This window comes from Duganella sp. CY15W, assembly GCF_009857555.1.
Lineage (GTDB): Bacteria > Pseudomonadota > Gammaproteobacteria > Burkholderiales > Burkholderiaceae_D > Rugamonas > Rugamonas sacchari.
In genome coordinates this window covers 103,923-123,462 of the sequence record NZ_WWCQ01000005.1, presented here as the reverse complement: position 1 = coordinate 123,462, position 19,540 = coordinate 103,923, and the positions used below count along the sequence as shown (strand labels likewise).

At 63.8% G+C, this 19,540-nt stretch carries 16 protein-coding genes; 10 read left to right on the top strand and 6 right to left on the bottom strand.

Annotated elements, in window-relative coordinates:
• Positions 1–8: 8 nt before the first annotated feature.
• Entirely contained in the window at positions 9–1,271 is a 1,263-nt protein-coding gene (locus GTP58_RS23030; protein ID WP_161079444.1) for a TCR/Tet family MFS transporter, read from the bottom strand.
• A 16-nt stretch (positions 1,272–1,287) separates the two neighbouring features.
• Positions 1,288–1,947, bottom strand: a complete 660-nt coding sequence (locus GTP58_RS23025; protein ID WP_161079443.1) for an HD domain-containing protein — start codon at positions 1,945–1,947, stop codon at positions 1,288–1,290.
• Between the two features lie 195 nt (positions 1,948–2,142).
• Here GTP58_RS23025 and GTP58_RS23020 point away from each other — a divergent pair, with 195 nt between their 5' ends.
• Complete coding sequence (locus GTP58_RS23020; protein WP_072787489.1) at positions 2,143–2,637, top strand: chemotaxis protein CheW; 495 nt, start codon at positions 2,143–2,145, stop codon at positions 2,635–2,637.
• 82 nt (positions 2,638–2,719) lie between these two features.
• Entirely contained in the window at positions 2,720–4,348 is a 1,629-nt protein-coding gene (locus GTP58_RS23015) for a methyl-accepting chemotaxis protein (RefSeq protein WP_161079442.1), read from the top strand.
• Here the strand turns inward: GTP58_RS23015 and GTP58_RS23010 are convergent.
• The 3 genes from GTP58_RS23010 to GTP58_RS23000 all read right to left on the bottom strand — a co-directional run bounded on the left by GTP58_RS23010 (position 4,328) and on the right by GTP58_RS23000 (position 6,256).
• Positions 4,328–5,038 (bottom strand): ribonuclease HI family protein, encoded by a 711-nt coding sequence (locus GTP58_RS23010; RefSeq protein ID WP_161079441.1) that lies wholly within the window; start codon positions 5,036–5,038, stop codon positions 4,328–4,330. The two genes, GTP58_RS23015 and GTP58_RS23010, sit on opposite strands and share 21 nt — an antisense overlap.
• Positions 5,038–5,778: a YXWGXW repeat-containing protein gene (locus GTP58_RS31820; protein ID WP_161079440.1), complete on the bottom strand. Its 741-nt coding sequence runs from the start codon at positions 5,776–5,778 to the stop codon at positions 5,038–5,040. Before GTP58_RS31820 ends, GTP58_RS23010 begins: the two co-directional genes overlap by 1 nt.
• A gap of 253 nt (positions 5,779–6,031) precedes the next feature.
• Positions 6,032–6,256 (bottom strand): hypothetical protein, encoded by a 225-nt coding sequence (locus GTP58_RS23000; protein WP_072787485.1) that lies wholly within the window; start codon positions 6,254–6,256, stop codon positions 6,032–6,034.
• A gap of 191 nt (positions 6,257–6,447) precedes the next feature.
• Here GTP58_RS23000 and GTP58_RS22995 point away from each other — a divergent pair, with 191 nt between their 5' ends.
• The 8 genes from GTP58_RS22995 (at position 6,448) to GTP58_RS22960 (ending at position 18,833) form a co-directional block, all read left to right on the top strand.
• A complete protein-coding gene (locus GTP58_RS22995) occupies positions 6,448–9,717 on the top strand; it encodes a penicillin-binding transpeptidase domain-containing protein (RefSeq protein ID WP_161079439.1) in 3,270 nt (1,089 codons plus the stop codon).
• Between the two features lie 81 nt (positions 9,718–9,798).
• The gene (locus tag GTP58_RS22990) at positions 9,799–11,124 is read left to right on the top strand and encodes a hypothetical protein (protein WP_161079438.1); all 1,326 of its coding nucleotides are present in this window, start codon (positions 9,799–9,801) and stop codon (positions 11,122–11,124) included.
• 11 nt (positions 11,125–11,135) lie between these two features.
• Complete coding sequence (locus GTP58_RS22985) at positions 11,136–11,723, top strand: hypothetical protein (RefSeq protein ID WP_308937373.1); 588 nt, start codon at positions 11,136–11,138, stop codon at positions 11,721–11,723.
• A gap of 3 nt (positions 11,724–11,726) precedes the next feature.
• Positions 11,727–12,806: a hypothetical protein gene (locus GTP58_RS22980; RefSeq protein ID WP_161079436.1), complete on the top strand. Its 1,080-nt coding sequence runs from the start codon at positions 11,727–11,729 to the stop codon at positions 12,804–12,806.
• Positions 12,803–13,795, top strand: a complete 993-nt coding sequence (locus GTP58_RS22975; RefSeq protein WP_161079435.1) for a hypothetical protein — start codon at positions 12,803–12,805, stop codon at positions 13,793–13,795. The genes GTP58_RS22980 and GTP58_RS22975 overlap by 4 nt, the downstream gene beginning before the upstream one ends.
• A 90-nt stretch (positions 13,796–13,885) precedes the next feature.
• Positions 13,886–16,141 (top strand): hypothetical protein, encoded by a 2,256-nt coding sequence (locus GTP58_RS22970; RefSeq protein ID WP_161079434.1) that lies wholly within the window; start codon positions 13,886–13,888, stop codon positions 16,139–16,141.
• A gap of 14 nt (positions 16,142–16,155) precedes the next feature.
• Complete coding sequence (locus tag GTP58_RS22965) at positions 16,156–18,453, top strand: SUMF1/EgtB/PvdO family nonheme iron enzyme (RefSeq protein ID WP_161079433.1); 2,298 nt, start codon at positions 16,156–16,158, stop codon at positions 18,451–18,453.
• A 35-nt stretch (positions 18,454–18,488) separates the two neighbouring features.
• Positions 18,489–18,833, top strand: a complete 345-nt coding sequence (locus tag GTP58_RS22960) for a zinc ribbon domain-containing protein YjdM (protein ID WP_072787477.1) — start codon at positions 18,489–18,491, stop codon at positions 18,831–18,833.
• Here GTP58_RS22960 and GTP58_RS22955 read toward each other — a convergent pair.
• Complete coding sequence (locus GTP58_RS22955; protein ID WP_202413829.1) at positions 18,817–19,431, bottom strand: GNAT family N-acetyltransferase; 615 nt, start codon at positions 19,429–19,431, stop codon at positions 18,817–18,819. The two genes, GTP58_RS22960 and GTP58_RS22955, sit on opposite strands and share 17 nt — an antisense overlap.
• Positions 19,432–19,540 lie beyond the last annotated feature (109 nt).

Genomic DNA, 19,540 nt, shown 5'->3' with positions numbered 1-19,540 from the left:
GCATCCTTTCACGCCAGCTCCGCGTGCTTGCGGAAGTAACGCACGGCGGCGAAAATCGCCAGCGCCTGCATCGCCGCGCACAGGAAGAACGTGCTGCCGAAGCGCCAGTCGTTGGGTGGCAGGTGGCTGACGCGGCCCAGTATGTCCGATCCCAGGCGCGGCATCAGTATCACGCCGACGCTGCTGATCGATTGCAATGATCCCATCAACTCGCCTTGCTGCTCCGGGGCGGTGGACTTGGAGATGATGCCCTGCAGTGCCGGGTTGATCGCAAACGACAGCACGTTACAGAGGATGAACACATACATCATCCAGCCCTCGGTCGCCAGGCCGTAGGCGATATAGGTCAGGAAGCCGGAGGCCATGCCCAGCAGGGACAGCTTCACTTCACCGAATTTTTTAATCAGCATGCCCAGCAGGCCGGCCTGCACGATTGCCGCCGTCAAGCCGACACAGAACAGCGCCAGGCCATTCTGGCCGGTGGTCCAGTTAAAGCGGAAGTTGGTGTACAGGACCCAGGTGGTCTGCAGCATCATCTGCGCCAGCGTTACCAGCGTGAAGGTCACCACCAGGCCGCGGATGTCTTCGCGGCGCGTCAGCCGGATCAGGGCGGAGAAGGGATTGATCTTCGACAGGCTGAATGAGGTACGGCGCGAAGCGGGCAGCGATTCCGGCACCACGAAATAGCCGTACAGCAGATTGGCAGCGGACAACGCACCCGCCACGTAGAACGGCAGGCGCAGGTCTACGTCGCCCAGCAAGCCGCCCAGCGCCGGGCCGCAGATGAATCCCAGGCCGAACGCCGCGCCGATCTTGCCGAAGCTCTTGGCGCGGTTCTCCGGCGTCGAGATGTCCGACGCGTAGGCGGAGGCCACCGACATGCTGGCCGACGACATGCCGCCGATTACCCGGCCGATGAACAGGCAGGCCAGATTCGGCGCCCACGCGGTGGTCAGGAAGTTGATGCTCATGCCGGCCATGGAGTACAGCAGCACGGGGCGGCGGCCGATACGGTCGCTGATCGCGCCCAGCATCGGCATGAAGATAAACTGCATCAGGCCAAACACGGCGGCCAGCCAGCCGTACCAGTCGGCCTGGGCGTCGCGCGAGCCGGTGAACTGGCCGACCAGCACCGGCAGCACCGGCACGATCAGGCCGATGCCCAGCATGTCGATAAAAACGCAGATCAGTACAAAATTCAGATTGCCTGTCACTACGGGTGCAGCAGGTGCGGCAGGTGTAGCAGGTGATGCGGTATCAGGTGTCGTCATGGGGACTCGATAAAAGTTACGGTGCCGCCGGACTCGCTGCCCATTCGGCGATGAAGTTGTCGCGGAAGGCGATCAGCTCCTGCAGCCGCATCTCGGCCAGGCGGCGGCCGGCGGCAGTCTGCATTTTGCCGGGCAGGGTGGCCAGCTTGGTGTCGATGTGGTCCAGCGCATAGGTTTTGTCGTCCAGCTCGCGATGCAGCGCCATCGGGTCATCGGCGTGCGCCAGCGCAGCACCCATGCGGCCGGCCGTATAAAACAGGCGCGCCAGGCCGACCGCGCCCAGCGCGTCCAGCCGGTCGGCGTCCTGCACGATTTTGGCTTCGATCGTCTCCGGGTGGATGCCGGCGGAAAAACTGTGGCTCTCGATGGCATGCGCCACCGCGGCCAGTTTATTGGGCGGGAAATCCAGTTCGGCCAACTGGCGGCTGGCCAGCAGCGCGGCCTTGCGCGAAGCCAGGTGGCGTTCGGGATCGTTCTTGGCCAGGTTGACCAGATCATGCAGATAACAGCCGGCCAGGACCACCAGCGCGTCGGCCTCGGGATAGTCGTCCAACAGCAGGCTGGCGTTGCGCCAGACGCGGTGCAGGTGATTGGTGTCATGCGCGCCGTCGATGCCCTGGGCGGCGGTGGCCAGAGCGACCAGGCGTGGGTGCCAGCTGTTGAGCAAGCTATTCATCGTTCTCCCGAGTGTCTGACGGTTTTGCCAAATCATACAGGCTCGGACCGGGATTGTGCAGGCTAAAGCTGTGGTTTAAATATTAAGTTAGAACTTGTAATAAATTTATTTATTGCCGAAATGCATTTATTTGGTGCGTCGGATCTTGACTTGAGGTAACATTGCGCTACGTCATTTTAGTAATGAAGGAAAACCATGTCCAACGTAAGCGAACTGCACGCGACGGCATCCATCGCCGGCGAATATCTGGCCTTTACCCTGGGCCAGGAAGAATATGGCATCGATATCCAGAAGGTCAGCGAAATCCGCAGCTACGAAACCCCGACCCGCATCGCCAATGCGCCGGAATTCGTCAAAGGCGTGATCAACCTGCGCGGCATCATTGTGCCTATCGTTGACATGCGGATCAAATTCAACCTCGGCACGCCGACCTATGACCAGTTCACCGTGGTCATCATCCTCAACATCGGCCACCGCGTGGTGGGCATGGTGGTGGACCGCGTGTCCGACGTGACCACGCTGAGCCACGAAGAGATCAAGCCGGCGCCGGAAGTGGGTTCGGCCATGAATACCGACCATATCGTCGGCCTGGGCACCATTGAAGACCGCATGCTGATCCTGGTCGATATCGACAAGCTGATGTCCAGCGCGGACATGGGCCTGATCGAAACCACCGCACTGGCGGCCTAAGCTCCGGACCATCATGCCGGGCAGGTCCCGATGCTGGTTGCGTAGTTCTGTTTTTGATTTACTGTGAGAGGTAGGTGCAAGAATGAATATGTTGGCGAATATCAGTATCGGCAAACGCCTGGCTTTGGGTTTCACGATCATTCTGGCGTTTGCGATGCTGATTACCGGCATCAGCGTGTGGCGCCTGCAAGGCGTGGCGTCCGCCACCAGCGAGATGATGCAGGTACCGCTGGCCAAGGAGCGCATGATCTCCGACTGGTCCGGCAAGATCGACAGCGGCATCCGCCGCACCACCGCCATCGCCCGCAGCAGCGATCCTTCGCTGGGCGCCTACTTTGCGGAAGAGTCCAAGGTATCGTCGGCAGGGTCGTCCGAACTGCAGAAAAAAATCGAAGCACTGATCAGCGACGCTGACGAAAAAGAGCTGTTCGGCCGCATTGGCGAGCAGCGCAAGGTCTACCTGTCCTCGCGCGACCAGATCGCCAGGCTCAAGACCTCCGGTGAGCTGGACGAAGCCAACAAGATTTTCGAAACCGTATTCCGTCCGGGCACGGCCAAGTACCAGGAACTCATCGCGGAACTGCTCAAGATGCAGCGCGCCAAGATCGACGCCGCCGCCCAGCATATTGAAGATGTCGCCTCGAGCAGCCGCAATCTGCTGTATGTGCTGGCGACGCTGGTGCTGGCCTTTGGCGTGACCTCCGCCTGGCTGCTCACCACCGGCATTACCCGTCCGCTGCAGGAAGCGGTGGTGGTGGCGCGCCGCGTGGCCAGCGGCGACCTGACCGCGCACATCGACGACAGCGCCAGGGACGAAACGGGCCAGCTGCTGTCGGCGCTCAAGGAAATGAACGCCAGCCTGCTGGGCATCGTGACCGAGGTGCGCCAGGGTACGGAACACATCACCATCTCGTCGACTGAAATCGCGCAGGGCAACCAGGATCTGTCGCGGCGCACCGAGCAGCAGGCCGGCGCGCTGGAGGAAACCGCATCGTCGATGGAAGAACTGACGTCCACCGTGAAGCACAATGCCGACAATGCGCGCCAGGCGAATCAGCTGGCGACGTCCGCTGCGCAGGTGGCGGTGAAGGGTGGCGAGGTGGTGGCGCAAGTGGTCGGCACCATGGATTCGATCAACCAGTCGTCCAGCAAGATCGTTGACATCATTGCGGTGATTGACGGTATCGCCTTCCAGACCAACATCCTGGCGCTGAATGCGGCGGTGGAAGCGGCGCGCGCCGGTGAGCAGGGCCGTGGCTTTGCCGTGGTGGCGACGGAAGTGCGCAATCTGGCCCAGCGTTCCGCCGGTGCGGCAAAAGAGATCAAGGCGCTGATCGGCGACTCGGTGGAGAAGGTCAACCTGGGCAGCAAGCTGGTGGCGGATGCCGGCACCACGATGGATGAAATTGTCGCCAGCGTGCACAAAGTCAGCGACATGATTTCCGAGATCACGGCGGCCAGCAGCGAGCAAAGCGCTGGCATCAACGAAGTGAATCAGGCGATCGGCTCGATGGACGCGGTCACGCAGCAGAATGCGGCGCTGGTGGAGCAGGCTGCAGCGGCGGCGGAGTCCATGCAGCAGCAGGCCGCGGCGCTGGCGCAAGCGGTCAGCGTGTTCAAGGTGGAGGACACCCTGCGCCTGTCGCACAGGGGCTCGGCGGCCAAGCCGGCAGTTGCCCAACGCAAGCAGCTACAAATCACCCGCAGCTGACAACTGCGCAACAGCGCCTTCATCGCCGGGCGGTCGCTGGATCGCCTGTTGCGAAAGACGGTCCGCCTCGCCGTTACGGTGGCGCGGCACCCAGCGCAGTTGCACCCCGCCCAGTGCCGCCATCAACGACACCACGCGCGCGCGGTGCTCTTCCAATCCCTTTGCTCCGCGCGCGGCGCCCAGATTCACGTCATTGACCACCACCTGGCTGTCGCCATACACGGTCAGTTCCGTAGCGCCCGTGCTGCCGGCCGCTTCCAGCAAGGCCGTCAACGCCAGATATTCCGCATCGCTGCTGCTGCCATGGCCCGCGCGGCGGCTGATTTCAACCCGCTGGCCATCCGGCCCGCATAGCAGGGCGCCAATGCCGATCTGGCCCGGATTCGGATGCGCCGAACCGTCAAACCATCCGCGCCACGCGGTTGCCAATGGCTGCAAGCTGGCCTTGCGCAATGCCAGCTTGTGCGCGGCGGCGGCCTGCCTGGCCAGGCGGCGCTCTTCATCGCGTTGGCGCAGCTGCTCGCGTTCTGCCAGTAATCGGGCCAAGCCCAGCGCACCGGCGGCCAGGGTCAGTACTTGCAGCAAAGCCTGCGCTTCGCTCAGTTGATCGCGCACCGCCAGACGGCGCGCAGCCACGCGCTCGCCTTTGTAGGCGGCCGTGGCCAGCATTTCAAACTCAGGATTGTTCATTAATCACGACGACGGTTATCGGGATGGCGATCATACCTGTTTGGCACGCCATCGCCATCACGGTCGCGGTCATAGCGGTTAGGGACGCCGTCATGATCGCGGTCGCCGTAGCCGCGACGGTCGCCACGGTTGTCGTGATGGTCGTAGCGATTCGGGATGCCATCGTGGTCACGGTCGCCATTGGGGCCACGGTCCCAGCGCGCCTCCTGGCGGAACCAGTGGCCTTCACGCTCAACCCAGCGTGGTTGCGTGTAGAAGTAGCCCGGACGCGAAGCGATCCAGTTACCGCCTATCCAGACGTGACGGTTGGTGCGCCATTCCCAGTAGCCTGGCGACCAGATATATCCGGGGCGCGGGGCGGGAATGACTTCATAACGCGGAGGCGGCGGTGCGACGCTGATGTAGTCCACGCGGCCGGGTCCAGCATCAATCACGGTCCAACCGGCAGGTACCAGCCGCCAGCCGCCGCCGTCGCGCACCCATTCGGCGCTGCGCCAGGTGCTGCCGATACGTTCCGGTTCCCAGCGGCCGCCAGACCATACGTGGCGGTGGCCGTCCCAGTTCCAGTAGCCAGGCGCCCAGATATAGCCCCGGCGCGGCGCCGGCACGCTTTCAAAACGCAGCGGCGGAGGCGCATTGCCGATCACGACGCTGACGCCGACCTGTGCGGACGCGATGGTGGGTACAAATGCTGCTGCGCTCAGTGCCAGCATGGCGCCAGCGACTATGGGCTTAATCATGATAGTGTCCTCCGTCTGTTTGTCTGCGCAGTTGCGCGCCTGGAGAAACTATATCAACGGAAGCAATAGTGTGCGGGGATTGATGCAGTTTTTTACATATGACACAAAGCTGTGCTGCGCAGTGTGCGACAGCGTACAGATTACGGTTGGGGAGGGCGTTAAAGCGGCGTAGCTGGAGTCGCTGGAATAGCGAAAGACTTCGCCTGTTACGCGGCAGCGCGGCTGGGCGTACAGGCGAAGGTGATACGGGCGCTCAAATTTTGCTCGCTTTATTCGATTCTGCGGCCAGCTGCAGCGCATGGTCTTCCAGTGCCGATTGCAGTTTCTGTTCAGGCGTCAGGCGTTTTGCGCTGACCACGACAACTTGCATGCTCGGGTCATTTGCTTCGACTGGCGCTTTTTCCAGAGCGTAGGTTGCGCCGCAAGCCAGAGCCACAGTCATAACAAACAGGGCTTCGAAGTTTTTCAGAACGTTCATGATGTTTCCTTTCGGTGGTTAAAGTGAGTTTCGATGTGCTCACTTTACGTAAAGGCCCGTCCAGTCACCACCGGAATGCGACGAGACGCGGTTTTGACGGGCCAAAATGCATTTTCGTGCGATAGAAGGCAGGTTTTTCCTTGCCCCTCTGCTAAGCAACGCCAGAGACAGACCACCTGCATGAGGGGCATATGCCGCGATTCTTCCATCAGTTCTTGCAAGCCTGGAGCGACCGTCGCCGCAGCCGCCGGCGGGCCGTCAACCTGCGTGCCGCTCAGCGTCATCCCCGCATGAAGCTGGTGCCGTCGCGCGGAGAAGCGGCGCCGCATATCATCCCGGCGCGTACGGCGTGGATTTCGCTGGCGGCGTTCTGTGTGGTGGCCGGCGGCGGCGCGTTGATCGCTGGCCATGCGCGCCATCTGGCGGCGGCTACGGCGAGCACACCGCAATCCGCCGCCAATGTGCGTGCAGCGAACGCCTATCAATCGGCCTTGCCCGGCGTCGCCTTCACCGTGCCTGAGCGGGCAGCCATCAGCGCCAGCCTGCATCCCGCCGGCGCCTTGCTGATTGCCGCCGGCGTGCAGGCCTCGCCACCTGTGCGCGTGGACCTGTGCAGCCAGCTGCGCAGCCCGGGCGACAAGCGCTTGCAGCCACTGCGCCTTGGTTACCGCTTCGATGATGTGAAACGCTGGGTCGCGCGCAGCCAGGACGCCAATGTGCAGATCTCGCTGCACAACGTGCTGCTGGTGGCTGACCGCAGTACGGGAGCGGACGCCATGCCGGAAGTGCAGGTGGAGGGCGTCGCACGCGCTGACTTTACCGATCCGCTGAGCGAGCCGCTGCAACTAAGCTGGCGCACCAGGCAGGGTGAGGCGCGCTGGCTCAGTGACGCCAGCCTCGGTCAGATTGAGCAGGGCGCGTCCGGGCAGGTCGCGCTGCGCCAGCAAGGCTGGTTGTTGTGGGGCCGTGATTCGGCTCTGCGCATCGAACGCCGCAGCAATGCCATGTGCCCTCAGGCAGGCGAACTGCTGGTGCAGATGTATCGTCCGGGCGCATCGCCGGAGACGCCTGCACCTGCACTGGTGGCTGCCTTCCCCGCGCGCGGCCGCGCGGTGAGCAGTTATCTGGCGCCCGGTTCCTACCAGGTGCCGCAGGCAGCAGCTGGCGCGCTGGAAGACCAATCCCTGTTCGACGAACTGCAAGCGAGAGGTCTGATCCGGCTGACGGCAAATGGCGCCATCGAACTTGCTCCGCGCGATCTGCCGCAATGGCAGGCCGCCGGCGCCACCGAGCGCGTGGCGGAACTCAAGAGCTGGAAACAGATCCAGCCTGGCCCGGCGACACATAAACTGTTCAAGCGCCTGTATTACCAGGCCGACGGCGCTTACGTGCGCCAGCAGGTCGATATCTACAATAGCGAACGCCGCTTGCTGGCCTGGCGCATCAAGGCCCCGGCGGGACTGTCACTGGACTGGACGGCCAGCACTGGCAGCAGCGTCAATGGCGGCGCGCCGGTCATGGTGGCGGTCACCAGCCAGATGCCGGTGTCCGCATCGCGCCTGTTTGCGTCGCTGCCGCAGGGCTGGCAGCCTTGGACGCGCGTCGCCCGCTGGCCGCAGGCGGGAGAAGGGAACGGCCGTCCGGTCGTGCACCTGACGCTGGCTTTGCCGCGTGCGGCCAACGGTGGCGAACAGCTGCAGATGCTGGTCGCCGGCCGTGTCGGCAGCGGCATCATCGGCGCCGACGCGCAGTTCATCACGGCCTGCACTGGCCGCGCCTGTGCAAATACCGCCGATGTCCAGCAACTCAACCTGACGCTACAGGCGGGCGCCCGCAGTGTGCAGCTGGATGTTCAGCCACTGGACTTCAGTGCACCGGAAGACCAGAAATACCGCCACCTGCGCGTCGCTGGCGGGCGCCTGGTCTGGCAGCCATTGGCGCAAAGCGACAACACTGCTGCGCGCGGCGCGGCGCCGTCGCCGGTGCAACTGGCGGATCGCAATGGCACGGCGCTATGGACCGACGGTGCGCCGACCGATGCCGCCATCGAAGCGGGACTGGCGCCGCTGCTGGGACTTAATCCCGAACATGCCAACAGCGTTGCGGGAATGCTGAGCCGCCTGCCTGCCGCCGATGGCGCCGTCAGCGCGAAGCTGACGCTGGACCTGCCGCTGCAGGCACTGAGCCAGCGCGTGCTGGATTGCGTGGCCATGCACCGTGGCCGCTGGGACGGCGGCAAGTGCAGCGGCGCCCAGCCGGCGCCCGAAGGCCGCCATGCCGGCCTGGTCATCCTCGATACTGAAACTGGCGACATCCTTGCCGCAGCGGGGATGGGCGCCGGCGCAGTCACCAGCGCCAATTGGGCCGAAGTGCGCGACTTCGACCGCACCAGCCCCGCGCGCAGCCCGCTGCGGCTGCCGGCCTTGCAGCATGATGGCGGCGCACATCAAAGCCCTGGCTCCACCTTCAAGGTGGTCAGCGCACTGGGGCTGGAGATCGCGGCGCAAAGCGATCCCCAGATCGATGCGCTGCTGGGCGGTATGCCGCTGCCCGCGATTAACCGTCTGGCAGCGCAGCGCGGTTATGGCTTCCAGACCGATGCCGCCAGCTATCCGCTCAATCCGCGCCTGGCGCACATCACCAACTACCGCGAGCAAAGTCTGGACCGCCGTGCACAGGAAGGGCGCCTCGGACTGGCGCAAGCGCTGACCTACAGCCTGAATACATGGTTTGCCTGGTCCAGCGAACTCAGTGACCGCAGCCTGTTTGGCCGTCCGGATGGCGGTGCGCCCGACCTGCAGGCGCTGGATGCCGATGCGCTGGACAGCATACGTCCTATCGTGGCGGCAGCCCATCGCCTCGGCTTTGAACAGTCGCTGCGCCTGGATGGCGGCCTGTTGCCCGCCGATTTCAACTGGCGCAACTGGGACGCGCTGCAAGCGACGCCCGCACACATGGACCCCATCCACACCCGTCATGAACTGCGTCAGATGGCGATTGGCTTGCGCATGCAGGTCACGCCGCTGCAGATGGCGCTGGCCTCCGCCGCTGTCGGGCAGGGACGCGTCGTCACGCCCCGCATGCTGTTGACGCTGGGACGGCAGGACAGCGTGACACCAGCTGCGCCGCCGCTCGGCATCCGCCTGGACCGCATCAAGGCCGGCATGAAAGGCGTGGTGGACGTGGGCACCGGCGCCGGCGCCTTCCGCAGCGCGGCATTGGGCAAGGTGCGTCCGGGCCTGTATGGTAAAACCGGCACCGCGCCCAGTGGCGAAGACACTGCCACGGTCTGGTTCACGGGCTGGCTCGAAGCTGGTAGCCTGCCGGGACAGACGCACCGGCTGGCGATGGCAGCCTTTGTCAGCCATTCCGACGCCACGGGCGGCGAGCATGCCGCCCCCGTGGTTGCCGCCATCCTGTCCACCCTGGCGACCCAGAACACTGAACAGAAGGGGAAATAGCCTTGTAAACGGAATAATGAAATAGGTCCGTTTATGGCATCCTTGAGAAAACAGAATTTTAACCATCACTTACAGGATTTTATGCGCTTGCCAGGAACCCGCTATCAGGAGCATGGCTGGGAACAAGTGCGCAAGCTGCTGGGACTTTGCTCATTGCAGGCGTTCCGGCAGATTGAGATGCACCAGATGCTCGACCCCGGGCAGCAGGGAGCGCTGCTGGACGCCTATACCGATGCGGTAGCGGCGTCTTTGCGCGACTATGCCCACAGCGCGCGCGGCGAGGCGGAGGGCAATAGCTACGGCGAAAGCGTCTACGAACTGTCGCTCGGCCTGCTGTATGAATTGCAGGCGCAGCCGGCCTACTGGTCGGCGTTTGCCGCTGCCATGGCCAGCGAGCATGCGCGCAGCGGTGCGTTCTGGGCTGATCCGGCGGCCGAGGGTGTGCTGCGCAAAAAGGTCAACGATATGTACGCCACCTTGCGCGACAAGGTCGATGCCGACAATTACATCGTCGCCACGGGGCGCGACTGCTCTCCCAACAAAATCTATACCTATCGCATGCTGGACACCGCGTACCGCGAGATCGCCGGCCTGTTTGCCGCATGGGAGCTGAACGCGGCGCGCGTGGCGGCGATACTGGGCCGCGAACTCGCCGGCACGCCGATCGAGGTGCGCCAGCTGAAGTCCATCAGCGGCTGCAAGGCCGAGTGGGTCATCCGCTGGAGCGCGTCGCAGGAGCAGTTTGCCGGTTCGCCAGGTCCGCTGCATACCCGGTCCAAGCGCTTCGCCAGCCTGAAAAACAGTCCAGACAAGATTGCGTCGCTGCTCACGGAAATCGGTGATTATGAGGAGCTGTCAGCCAATATGGACAGCATCGAAGAATGGCAGACCGAGGCTGGCGAGGCCGCGCTGTGGCTCGAGGACTACTGGCGTGTGATGAGCGAATCGGAACTCGCCGAAGCCGAAGGCCGCCAGCCGGATGATGACCGCATCGTGCCGCCGCCCGAACTGGCGGTGGAGGAAGATGAAGCCGAGCCGGTGGAAGCCGTGGTGGACCAAGGCCCGGCCGTTAGCGAGCCGGAGCTGGCGGCGGAGCAGTCGCGTGCCGGTGAGCTTTCTCTGCCCCTCCGCTATCTTGAATTGGCGCGGTCGGCGCAGGAAGCTGGCAGCTGGACCGTGCGTATGCTGCGCGAGGAATCGCTGCCGATCCGGCTGGCGGTGTACCACAAGCTGCTCGGTCCAGCCGACGATACCTACCCGGACGCCTGGCTGGACCCCGTCACTGGCGAGCTGCCAACCTTGCAGCAGCTGGCGGCGCTGGACCAGATTTCGATGCCGACGCTGCGCAAGCGCCGCAATGAAGCAATAGACAAACTGTATGCGGCCAACGCCGCAGCGGCGCAATGAAGGAGAACGAATTGAATTCAGCACAAGATGATCTCGACGCGCGCGTGCGTGAGCGCCTGCTGTTGTCGCGCGCCGTGGCAGGCGACCGGCTGATGCTGGCCGATGCCACCTTGCTGGCGGCGCTGGACGGTACGCGGCCGCTCACGCCGAATGAGCGCGCGGCGTTGTCCGCCTCGCCGCTGACCTTGCGCCGCTTTCGCCAGTTGTCGCTGGCGCGGCACGCGGCCGATGTGATGCCAGCGGCCGTTGCGGCCAATGATCCCGTGTGGAGCGGCAGCACCGGCATGCTGCGCGCCGCCGCCACTACCGAAGCGCTGGAGTCGCTGGTGACGGATGATGGCTGCTGGACGCTGCACTTTCTGCCGCAGGACGGGGGCTGGCAGGTGATACTGGGCTTGTCGGCGGAGGCGCCGTTTGCTGCGCGTCTGCTACGCGAGCAGCCGCAGTTGCGTGTCATCGATGGCGGCGGTGCGATCGTGCTGCAAGGCCGCCTGGACGCCGATGGTGAATGCGAACGCGCCTGGCCGTTTGCGACAGCGCCTGCTGCGCATTTCCAGCTGTATGGCGCCAGCTTTGCGGTTGAACCGGTAGCACCTTAGATCATGGGAATTTTCAGCCGTCGCCGCAAACCGGCCGCCGACACCGGCGGTCTGGGGGAGACTTTGATCGCGCTGCGGCTCGATAGTGGCGATCTTGCGCCATCCGGCAGCACGCTGGTGGTATTCAATGCGGCAGGGCATGCGCGGCGTCTGGCGGCGGGCAAGGTGGCTTGTGATCAGGGTGAAACCGCGTTCTGTTTTGATCCCGGACCGTACACGGTGGATCTGATTCCTTTTGCGTCCGCGCCGGAATGGGGGCTGCGGATGCGTTTCGTGGTGGACGCGGCCAATCCACGTGTGTCGCAGCAGCGCTTTGATCTGTTTTTGTATAGCGAGACGGCAGGGCGTCTGGCGCTGGCGGACTTTGCCGCTTCCGCCGAACTGGCATTGCAGGCGGAACTGGCGCAGGGAGCGCTGGACCTGCCGCCATGCACGTCGGTAGAAGAGTGGCATGCCTTCCGCGCGGGTCTGAATCAGCTGATGTACATGCGCTACGGCGTGACAGTGGACGATTGCGTGCCGGTGGATCTCGGTGAGCAGATTGACTACGCTACCACCTTGCAGGCGCGCGCGCGCCAGGCCGCTGCAACCATTTTGCCCCCATCGGTTCCTGTTGCGGAGCTGCGGCAAAGCGAGTTGCGCACGCCGCAGGCATCCACGTCACAGCAGGCATCCACGGCGCAGCAGGATGCGCGCGCCTTGCGGCGCCTGTTCCTTGAGCTGCCGCCACTGAGTTCGGAACTCAGCCTGCTCACGCTTCCTGACGGCGCTTTCCCGCAGCATCAGGCCTTGCTGCTACGTCTGCGCATGGCCGCGCTCAACGTCAACACCATGCCTGCACTGGCCTGGGCAGCGCCCGATCAGCCATTGCCGGCCGAAGACCAGACCCGCCGCAGCGTCCAGGCACTGGTCGCGCAGGATGCGCTGGATGAGGCCTGGGCCTTGCTGGCGCGTCTTCAATTGGCAGGCCAGGAACAATGGCCGGCATTGCTGGACGAGGCGGACCGCATCTGCTCCAACATGGAAACCGGCCTGTCCCTGCGCCGCCTGGCGCAGCCACCACGCACGGAGCCATCGCTATGACCACGATTTCGACCAGCACCGTGCCGACCAATGCGGAATGCCGTAGCCTGCTGGCGGATGGCCGCACGCTGACCATCACCGCCAGCCGCCGTCCGCGCGCCAACCGCGCGGACGTGAAATGCACGGTGCCGAATGCACCGGCGATCGCAGAGCATATGCAGCAAGTGGTCCGCCTGGCGCGCCATACCGAAGTCCGCCTCGATACCCGCGACCAGGTCGTGCTAAGTATGGACATCACGCCCGCCACGGGCGAACGCGATTGGGAACTGGCGGCCGTGCTGGCAGACCGCATGGTGCGCGGCTTGTACCCATCGGCGCGCACCAGCGCCCAGGGCAGCTCCGACGCCTGGCATCTCGGCCGCGTCGCGGGTACCGTGACCACTGCGGAGACACTGCAGATCACCCATCTGGGCGCATTGAGCGGCCATGCCGACCCTTCGGCCGCCGTTTCCACGGTACGCACCTGGTTCCCGTTGCATAGCGGCGGCATTAACGATGCGCTGGGCTGGCTGGAGGTCAGCGTATTTCCTTTGGAAGCGCCCGCCGGCACCGAGGAGGACAGCATCGCCGCACCTGGCCTGGATCTCGCTGCTCAGCAGGAAATCCGCCAGACGCTGGCCGCCGCCCGTCACTTCGATGGCAAAGGGCTTCACCGCTGGCGGAGCGTGGTCCGTTTCGGTCAGCCACGTTTTCAGGGCAGCTCTTATCAGCTGGCGCTGGTCATGGCCGACCGTCTTGCGCGGGGGCGCGAATTTGTGCCGCGAGGCCGTATCATCGCCACCGGCTGTTCTAGCGCCTGGCATGCGGGCCGGGTCGAAACGGTCGAGGGCCGCGAGCCCAAACTGGATTTAATATTCAATCAAGTAAATAATGGTGACCGCGTGTTGTTGCCCAGGGACTGGCAAGAGCATCTGCCGCCCGGATTTGCGGCTGGACTGCGTCAAAAAGGTGCCAGTCTGGCCTGCATCGACAGGATCGGCATGATTTAAACCGTGCGCAAGAAGCAAATCGGGCGCGCCCTGCTAAAATCGGGCAGATCGCAGGGCGACCCGGAAGATGAATCGTAGAAGGAGTCTGACATGTTCCAAAAGTTTGGTTTTGGCGGCGTTAAATGCCCGCGGTGCGAGCACAAAAACGACGGCCAGACGGACTACTGCAAGCACTGCGGTCTGACGCTGGGCGCTCCGCGCAGCGAGCCAGTCCTGCGCGACAACCGCTGGATACCTGGCGATAATGAGCTGGCCGTCTATTTTGGCGTCAGCACGCTGTCCGGCATCTTCACCAAAACGCTGCGCGTACCGGCCACCACGCGTGCCTACATCCTGCAGGCCGATAAAGCCACCGAAGTGCCGCAAGGTGAATACGAGATTGAAGGCTTCTTCACGCGCCTGAACCATCTGCTACGCAACCAGAATGCGGAAATCCTCATCACCCGCAGCCTGCCGCTGCCGGTGGAGTTTGTGTTCAGCGACCTGCACACGGCAGAACATCTGAAAATATCGGCCCGCTTCACGGTCGCCATCCGCATCGAGAACGTGCCTGCGTTTGCGCAGCATTTCATGACCGTGCCGGGCGTGGTGAGTACCCTGCATCTGCACGAATTGCTGGAGCCCTCGGTGCGCCAGCTGGCAGCGGAATTTGTCGGCAGCCGTTCGATGCGCGAGATGGCCAACAATGCGGAACTGCGTTTGCAATTGAATGAACGTCTGCAAGCGGCGTTGAAACTGCGCCTGGCCAGCTATGGCCTGGCTGTCGAAGCCGTGGAAACCGCAGCCCTGCGCCACGATAAATTTGACCATAACCGGGAACGCATCGGGACGTTGTGGCTGGTGGCGGACGAGCGCCATGTGCAGCTGGAGCATGTGAAGCAGCTGGACCAGATCTACAGCGAGGAAGAGTGGCAGTCGATCTGGCGCGAAGAGCAGAAGATGCATTCCGACTTCCGCCGCGCCGAGCTGCGCCAGGACGCCAGCGTCAACAAGGCTGAACTGACGCTGAAGGAGGCGGAACGCGTACAGGCCTTGCGCACCCGCGAGGTGGAGCTTTACAGCCGCGTCATGGAATCCAAAACACGCAAGGTCGCCGTCGATAAAGGCGCAGGTACGGTGCTGGCGGACCTGGAACATGAACTGGCCCGCAATAAATCGCATCGCCAGGGCGAGCAGGCGGATTGGGAGCATGTACGCCACCTGGCGCAGATCCGCATGCGTACCGAGCTGGAAGTGCTGCAGCAGACCGCCGCCGGACAGCGGCAGCTGGCGCAGCAACGTCTGTCGCACCAGCTGCGCCAGCAGGCGATCGAGAACCAGATTGCACAGGCATTGCAGATCGAAGACGAATCGCATCGCCGCAACGAATTGGCCGCCTTGCGCCAGCGCGAAAAGGACGAGAAGGCGCGCGAGCTGCAAATTGAGGCAGAGGCGCACGCGGCCCGGATTCAGGGCATGACGATGGCCAATGCTGCCCGCCGCCGCGAGGCCGAGCGCGTGCAGGAATGGGAGGACCAGCTGGCGCTGGCCCGTCAGCGCGAGCTGCTGCGCGAAGACGCTGTCAAAGATGCGGGCAACGCGGTGCAGGTGGCCGAGATTAACCAGAAGATCGAAGACCTCAAGCGCGCGGGCGCGCAGGCCGACGCGGTGGCGCAGTATGAAAAACTGCTGCGCACCATCGAAGCCGATGGCGTCCATGCGCGCCAGAACCAGTCCAACGCCAAGCAGGCAATGTTGGACCAGCTGGCAGTGGATGAGCAGCGCCTGATTCTGAAACAGCGGGAGCAGGAAGCCGCGTGGCAGCACGAGCTGCGCAAGTTTGAGCAGGAGCGCGCAGCAGCGTTCAGCGTGCAGCAGTCGGAGCAAGACCATGAAATCCGCCGTATGGAAACCATGACGCGCCTGAGCGACATCGCGATTGCCGCTGTTGCCGCACCATCGAATGTGGAGGCCGTGGCGCAGATCATGAAGCTGCAAATCCAGGGTGGCATGACGCCGGAGCAGATCCAGGCGCTGGCCCAGGTGGTGGCGGCGGAGCATGGCGTCTCGCCGGTGGAGGCCGCGCGCATGGCGTATGAGCGCGTGCTGGAAGAACGTTCGCATCGCGATGCGGAGCTGGACAAGGATCGCCGTCATCAAATCGATCTGTTGAACATTCAGAATTCCGCCAGCGCCAGTGCCCTGAATACGCAGAGCCAGTTGGGCGTCGGCGTGGCGCAGGCTGGCGCACCGGTGCATCACCATCACGCATCGCCTGCGGTGCGCCGCTGCGCCAATGGCCATGTGGTCCCGGCAGGCCGTGAACATGACAAGTTTTGCGCCGAATGCGGCGCACCCGTGCAGTAATTGACTGAGTAAAGATGCAGACAGCAAGAGACAAGATCCGTGAACTGCGGGCCTTACATGATGACGGTTTGTTGAGTCTCCAAGAATTCGACCGTCGCAAAAACGCTATCCTGGATGCGGAATATGCGCCGCCGGGAGGCAGCGCCGCGCCTGTGGTTTTGCCAACCCGCCAGGGCACGGAACTGGGCCTGATGACGGGCCAGGAGATCGGTCCGCAGAATCGCCGCTACCGGCTGGAGCGCCTGATCGGCATGGGGGGCATGGGCCAGGTATGGCTGGCTACCGACCTTGCCACGCATGCGGAGCTGGGACACAGCGAGCTGGTGGCCCTCAAGATCCTGCCGCCGCAGCTGACGCAAAGCGCTACCCACGCCAAGCTGCTGATCGAGGAAGCGACCCAGGCGCGCAAGCTGGCGCATGAAAATATCGTCCGCGTGTACGAATGGGCGCAGGACCCGGCGACGTCCAGCTACTTCATCATCATGGAGTATCTGGAAGGCCAGGATCTGGACGCCTATCTGGCCGAACAGGGACCGCTGCCGCTGGAATCGGTGTACCGGCTGCTGTCGCCCATCGGCGATGCGCTGCAATACGCATGGGACAAGCACAAGCTGGTTCACCGCGACATCAAGCCGGGTAACGTCTTCCTCACGCAGCGCGGCGAGGTCAAGCTGCTGGACTTCGGCATCGCTTCCCGTGCGCGCAGTGCGGGCAGCAGCCTTGGCTTGCAGACGCCGAACGCCGGCACTGCAGGCTATCGCGCGCCGGAAGCGGGAACCCATCAGCGTCAACCCGCGCCCAAGCTGGACGTGTATGCCGTTGCGGTGATGATTTACCAGCTGCTGGAAGGCCGCATGCCGTTTGATGACATGCGCCCCGCAGACTTCCATCCGTCGCCGCCACGTGGCCTGAATGAACGCCAGTGGAAAGTGCTGCAGGAAGGCTTCGCCTATCTGCAGGAGCGTCGTCCGGCGTCGGTGAATGAGCTGTTGGCGGCGTTGCGTAACGCTGCCGGACCGACGGATGCGGAGCTGGCGGCCCAGGCGGAGCAGGAGGCGCTGGAGCAGGCCGCGCGCGCGCAGCAGCGCCAGAAGGAACTGGCCGCCCAGGCCGAACAGGCGCGCGCGGTCGAAGAGCAGCGCAAGACGCAGGCGCTGGAGCTGGCAGTGCGCCGGCAGGCCGAGATACAGGCAGCTGCGGCCGAAAAGCAGCGGCAGGATCAGCAGCGCCGCGCGCTGGAGGCGAAGCAGCGCGCCGAGGCCGAAGCCGCCTCGCAAGCACGCAAGCAGGTACTGCGCGAACAGCTGCAGGCGCGCCGCGATGCCGATGCTAAAAAGGCGCGTGAAGAACGTGAGGAGCAGCAGCGCAAGGCTGCACAGCTGAAGGCGGAAGCCGCCTATCGCCAGGAGCAGGAACGTCACCGCAAACAGCAGGCCGAACGCCATGCCGCTGAACTGGCGGTGATGATACCGACGCCCACCAGCCCGGTGGCCGATGCCAACGGCATATTGCGCGACCGCTTCCTCGATGGCACCGGCGTGGGGCCGGACCTGGTGCTGATTCCAACGGGCCGGTTCCAGATGGGCTCTCACGAACATGAGCAGGCGCTGGCCGTGAAGGCCGGCGCGCAGAAGAACTGGCTGGAGCGCGAGCTGCCGTTGCGCTGGGTCGGCATCGAGCATTCGTTTGCACTGGGCCGCTTCCCCGTGACGGTGGGCCAATGGCGGCGCTTCGTCAAGGATACCGGCTGGGAGTCGCAATCGGATACGGACTGGCTGAACCCGGGCTTTAAACAGACGGACGACCATCCCGTGGTCGGCGTCAGCTGGATGGACGTGCAGCTTTATCTGCGCTGGTTGTCCGGTAAAACCGGCCAGCTGTATCGGCTGCCAACCGAAGCTGAATGGGAATATGCCTGCCGTGCCGGCACCAAGACCGCATTCAGCTTCGGCGATACCATCAGCACCGAGCAGGCCAATTACGACGGCCATTACACCTACAACGGCGGCCAGCGTGGCGCTTACGTGCAGGGCACCAGCAAGGTCGGCGCATATCAGCCCAACCCGTGGGGGCTGTTCGACATGCACGGCAACGTGTGGGAGTGGACGCAGGACGTGGTGCATGAGAATTACGTCGGTGCGCCGGTCGACGGCAGCGCCTGGGAAGAGGGCGGTGATACTGCCCGGCGGGTGCTGCGCGGCGGCTCGTGGCTGTACAACCCGCGCTATCTGCGTTCGGCGGTGCGGAATGGTTTTTCGGCGGTGCTGGCAAATGACATTGTCGGCTTCCGCATCGCCCGCAAGCTTGCATAAGGTATACTGCCGGGCTTTGAGAGTCAGGATTCAAGATGAGCGCCTTGCCACCATGCCCTAAATGCAGTTCCGAATACACTTACGAAGATGGCGCCCAGCTGGTCTGCCCTGAGTGCGCCCATGAGTGGACGGCGGGTGCGGCACCCGCCGCCGAAGAGGGCGCACGCGTTTACCGCGATGCAGTCGGCAACGTCCTGCAGGACGGCGACACGGTGACTGTCATCAAGGACCTGAAGCTCAAAGGTGGCGGCGGCGTGGTCAAAGTCGGCACCAAGGTGAAGAACATCCGCCTGGTCGATGCCGACCACGATATCGACTGCAAAATCGACGGCTTTGGCGCCATGAGCCTCAAGACCGAGTTCGTTAAAAAGGTGGTGTGATCGCCACCGTGGAGTAGTGCGAACGCACGCTCCAGCCTATCGTCAAATACAGCCCGCGGCCTGCTTCGGTTGCGACCAGCATGCGCTGCGCGGCCTGTGACTGCTGCGCCGTTCCCAGCGCCGCCATGACCGCCGCACCGAGGCCCTGATGCTGATGTTCCGGCACCGTGGTGATGCGGTCGTACACAAACACTCCCTCATATTCTGCCGCGTAGCCGCTGGCCGCGAGCGTGTCGTCTTCAGCGAAGATGCGCGCGGTGGTGATGCCATCCTGCGTTTGCAGCTGTAGCCAGTACCCCGGCGGCAGTGACGGCACCGGGTTACGGCCGGCTTCCTTGGTCATCAGGTAGGCGCCTGGCTGGATCTGCCATTTTGGCGTGACCAGCGAGAGCAGTCGTGCGTCCGTGCCGCACATCTTGATGAAGACGCGCGGCTCGTTGATGTCGCGCGCCAGCTCCGTGATGGCTGGCGACGGGCCGGTAAAGACATAGCGGCGCTGCTCGTTCGGCAGCCCGGTATCGACCCGCAGGCCGCCGCGGTCGTGCACCGGCAGTGGCAACCCACGCGCGATCGAGCGCGCACGCAGCCAGCCTTCCATTAATTTTAATTCAACTCGTTTATCCATTTGAAATAGTGACAATTTGTGCATTTTGCTTATCTGTCAGCTGATATTCTTGCAGCGTTATTCAACGGAGGCAAGGTGCAGC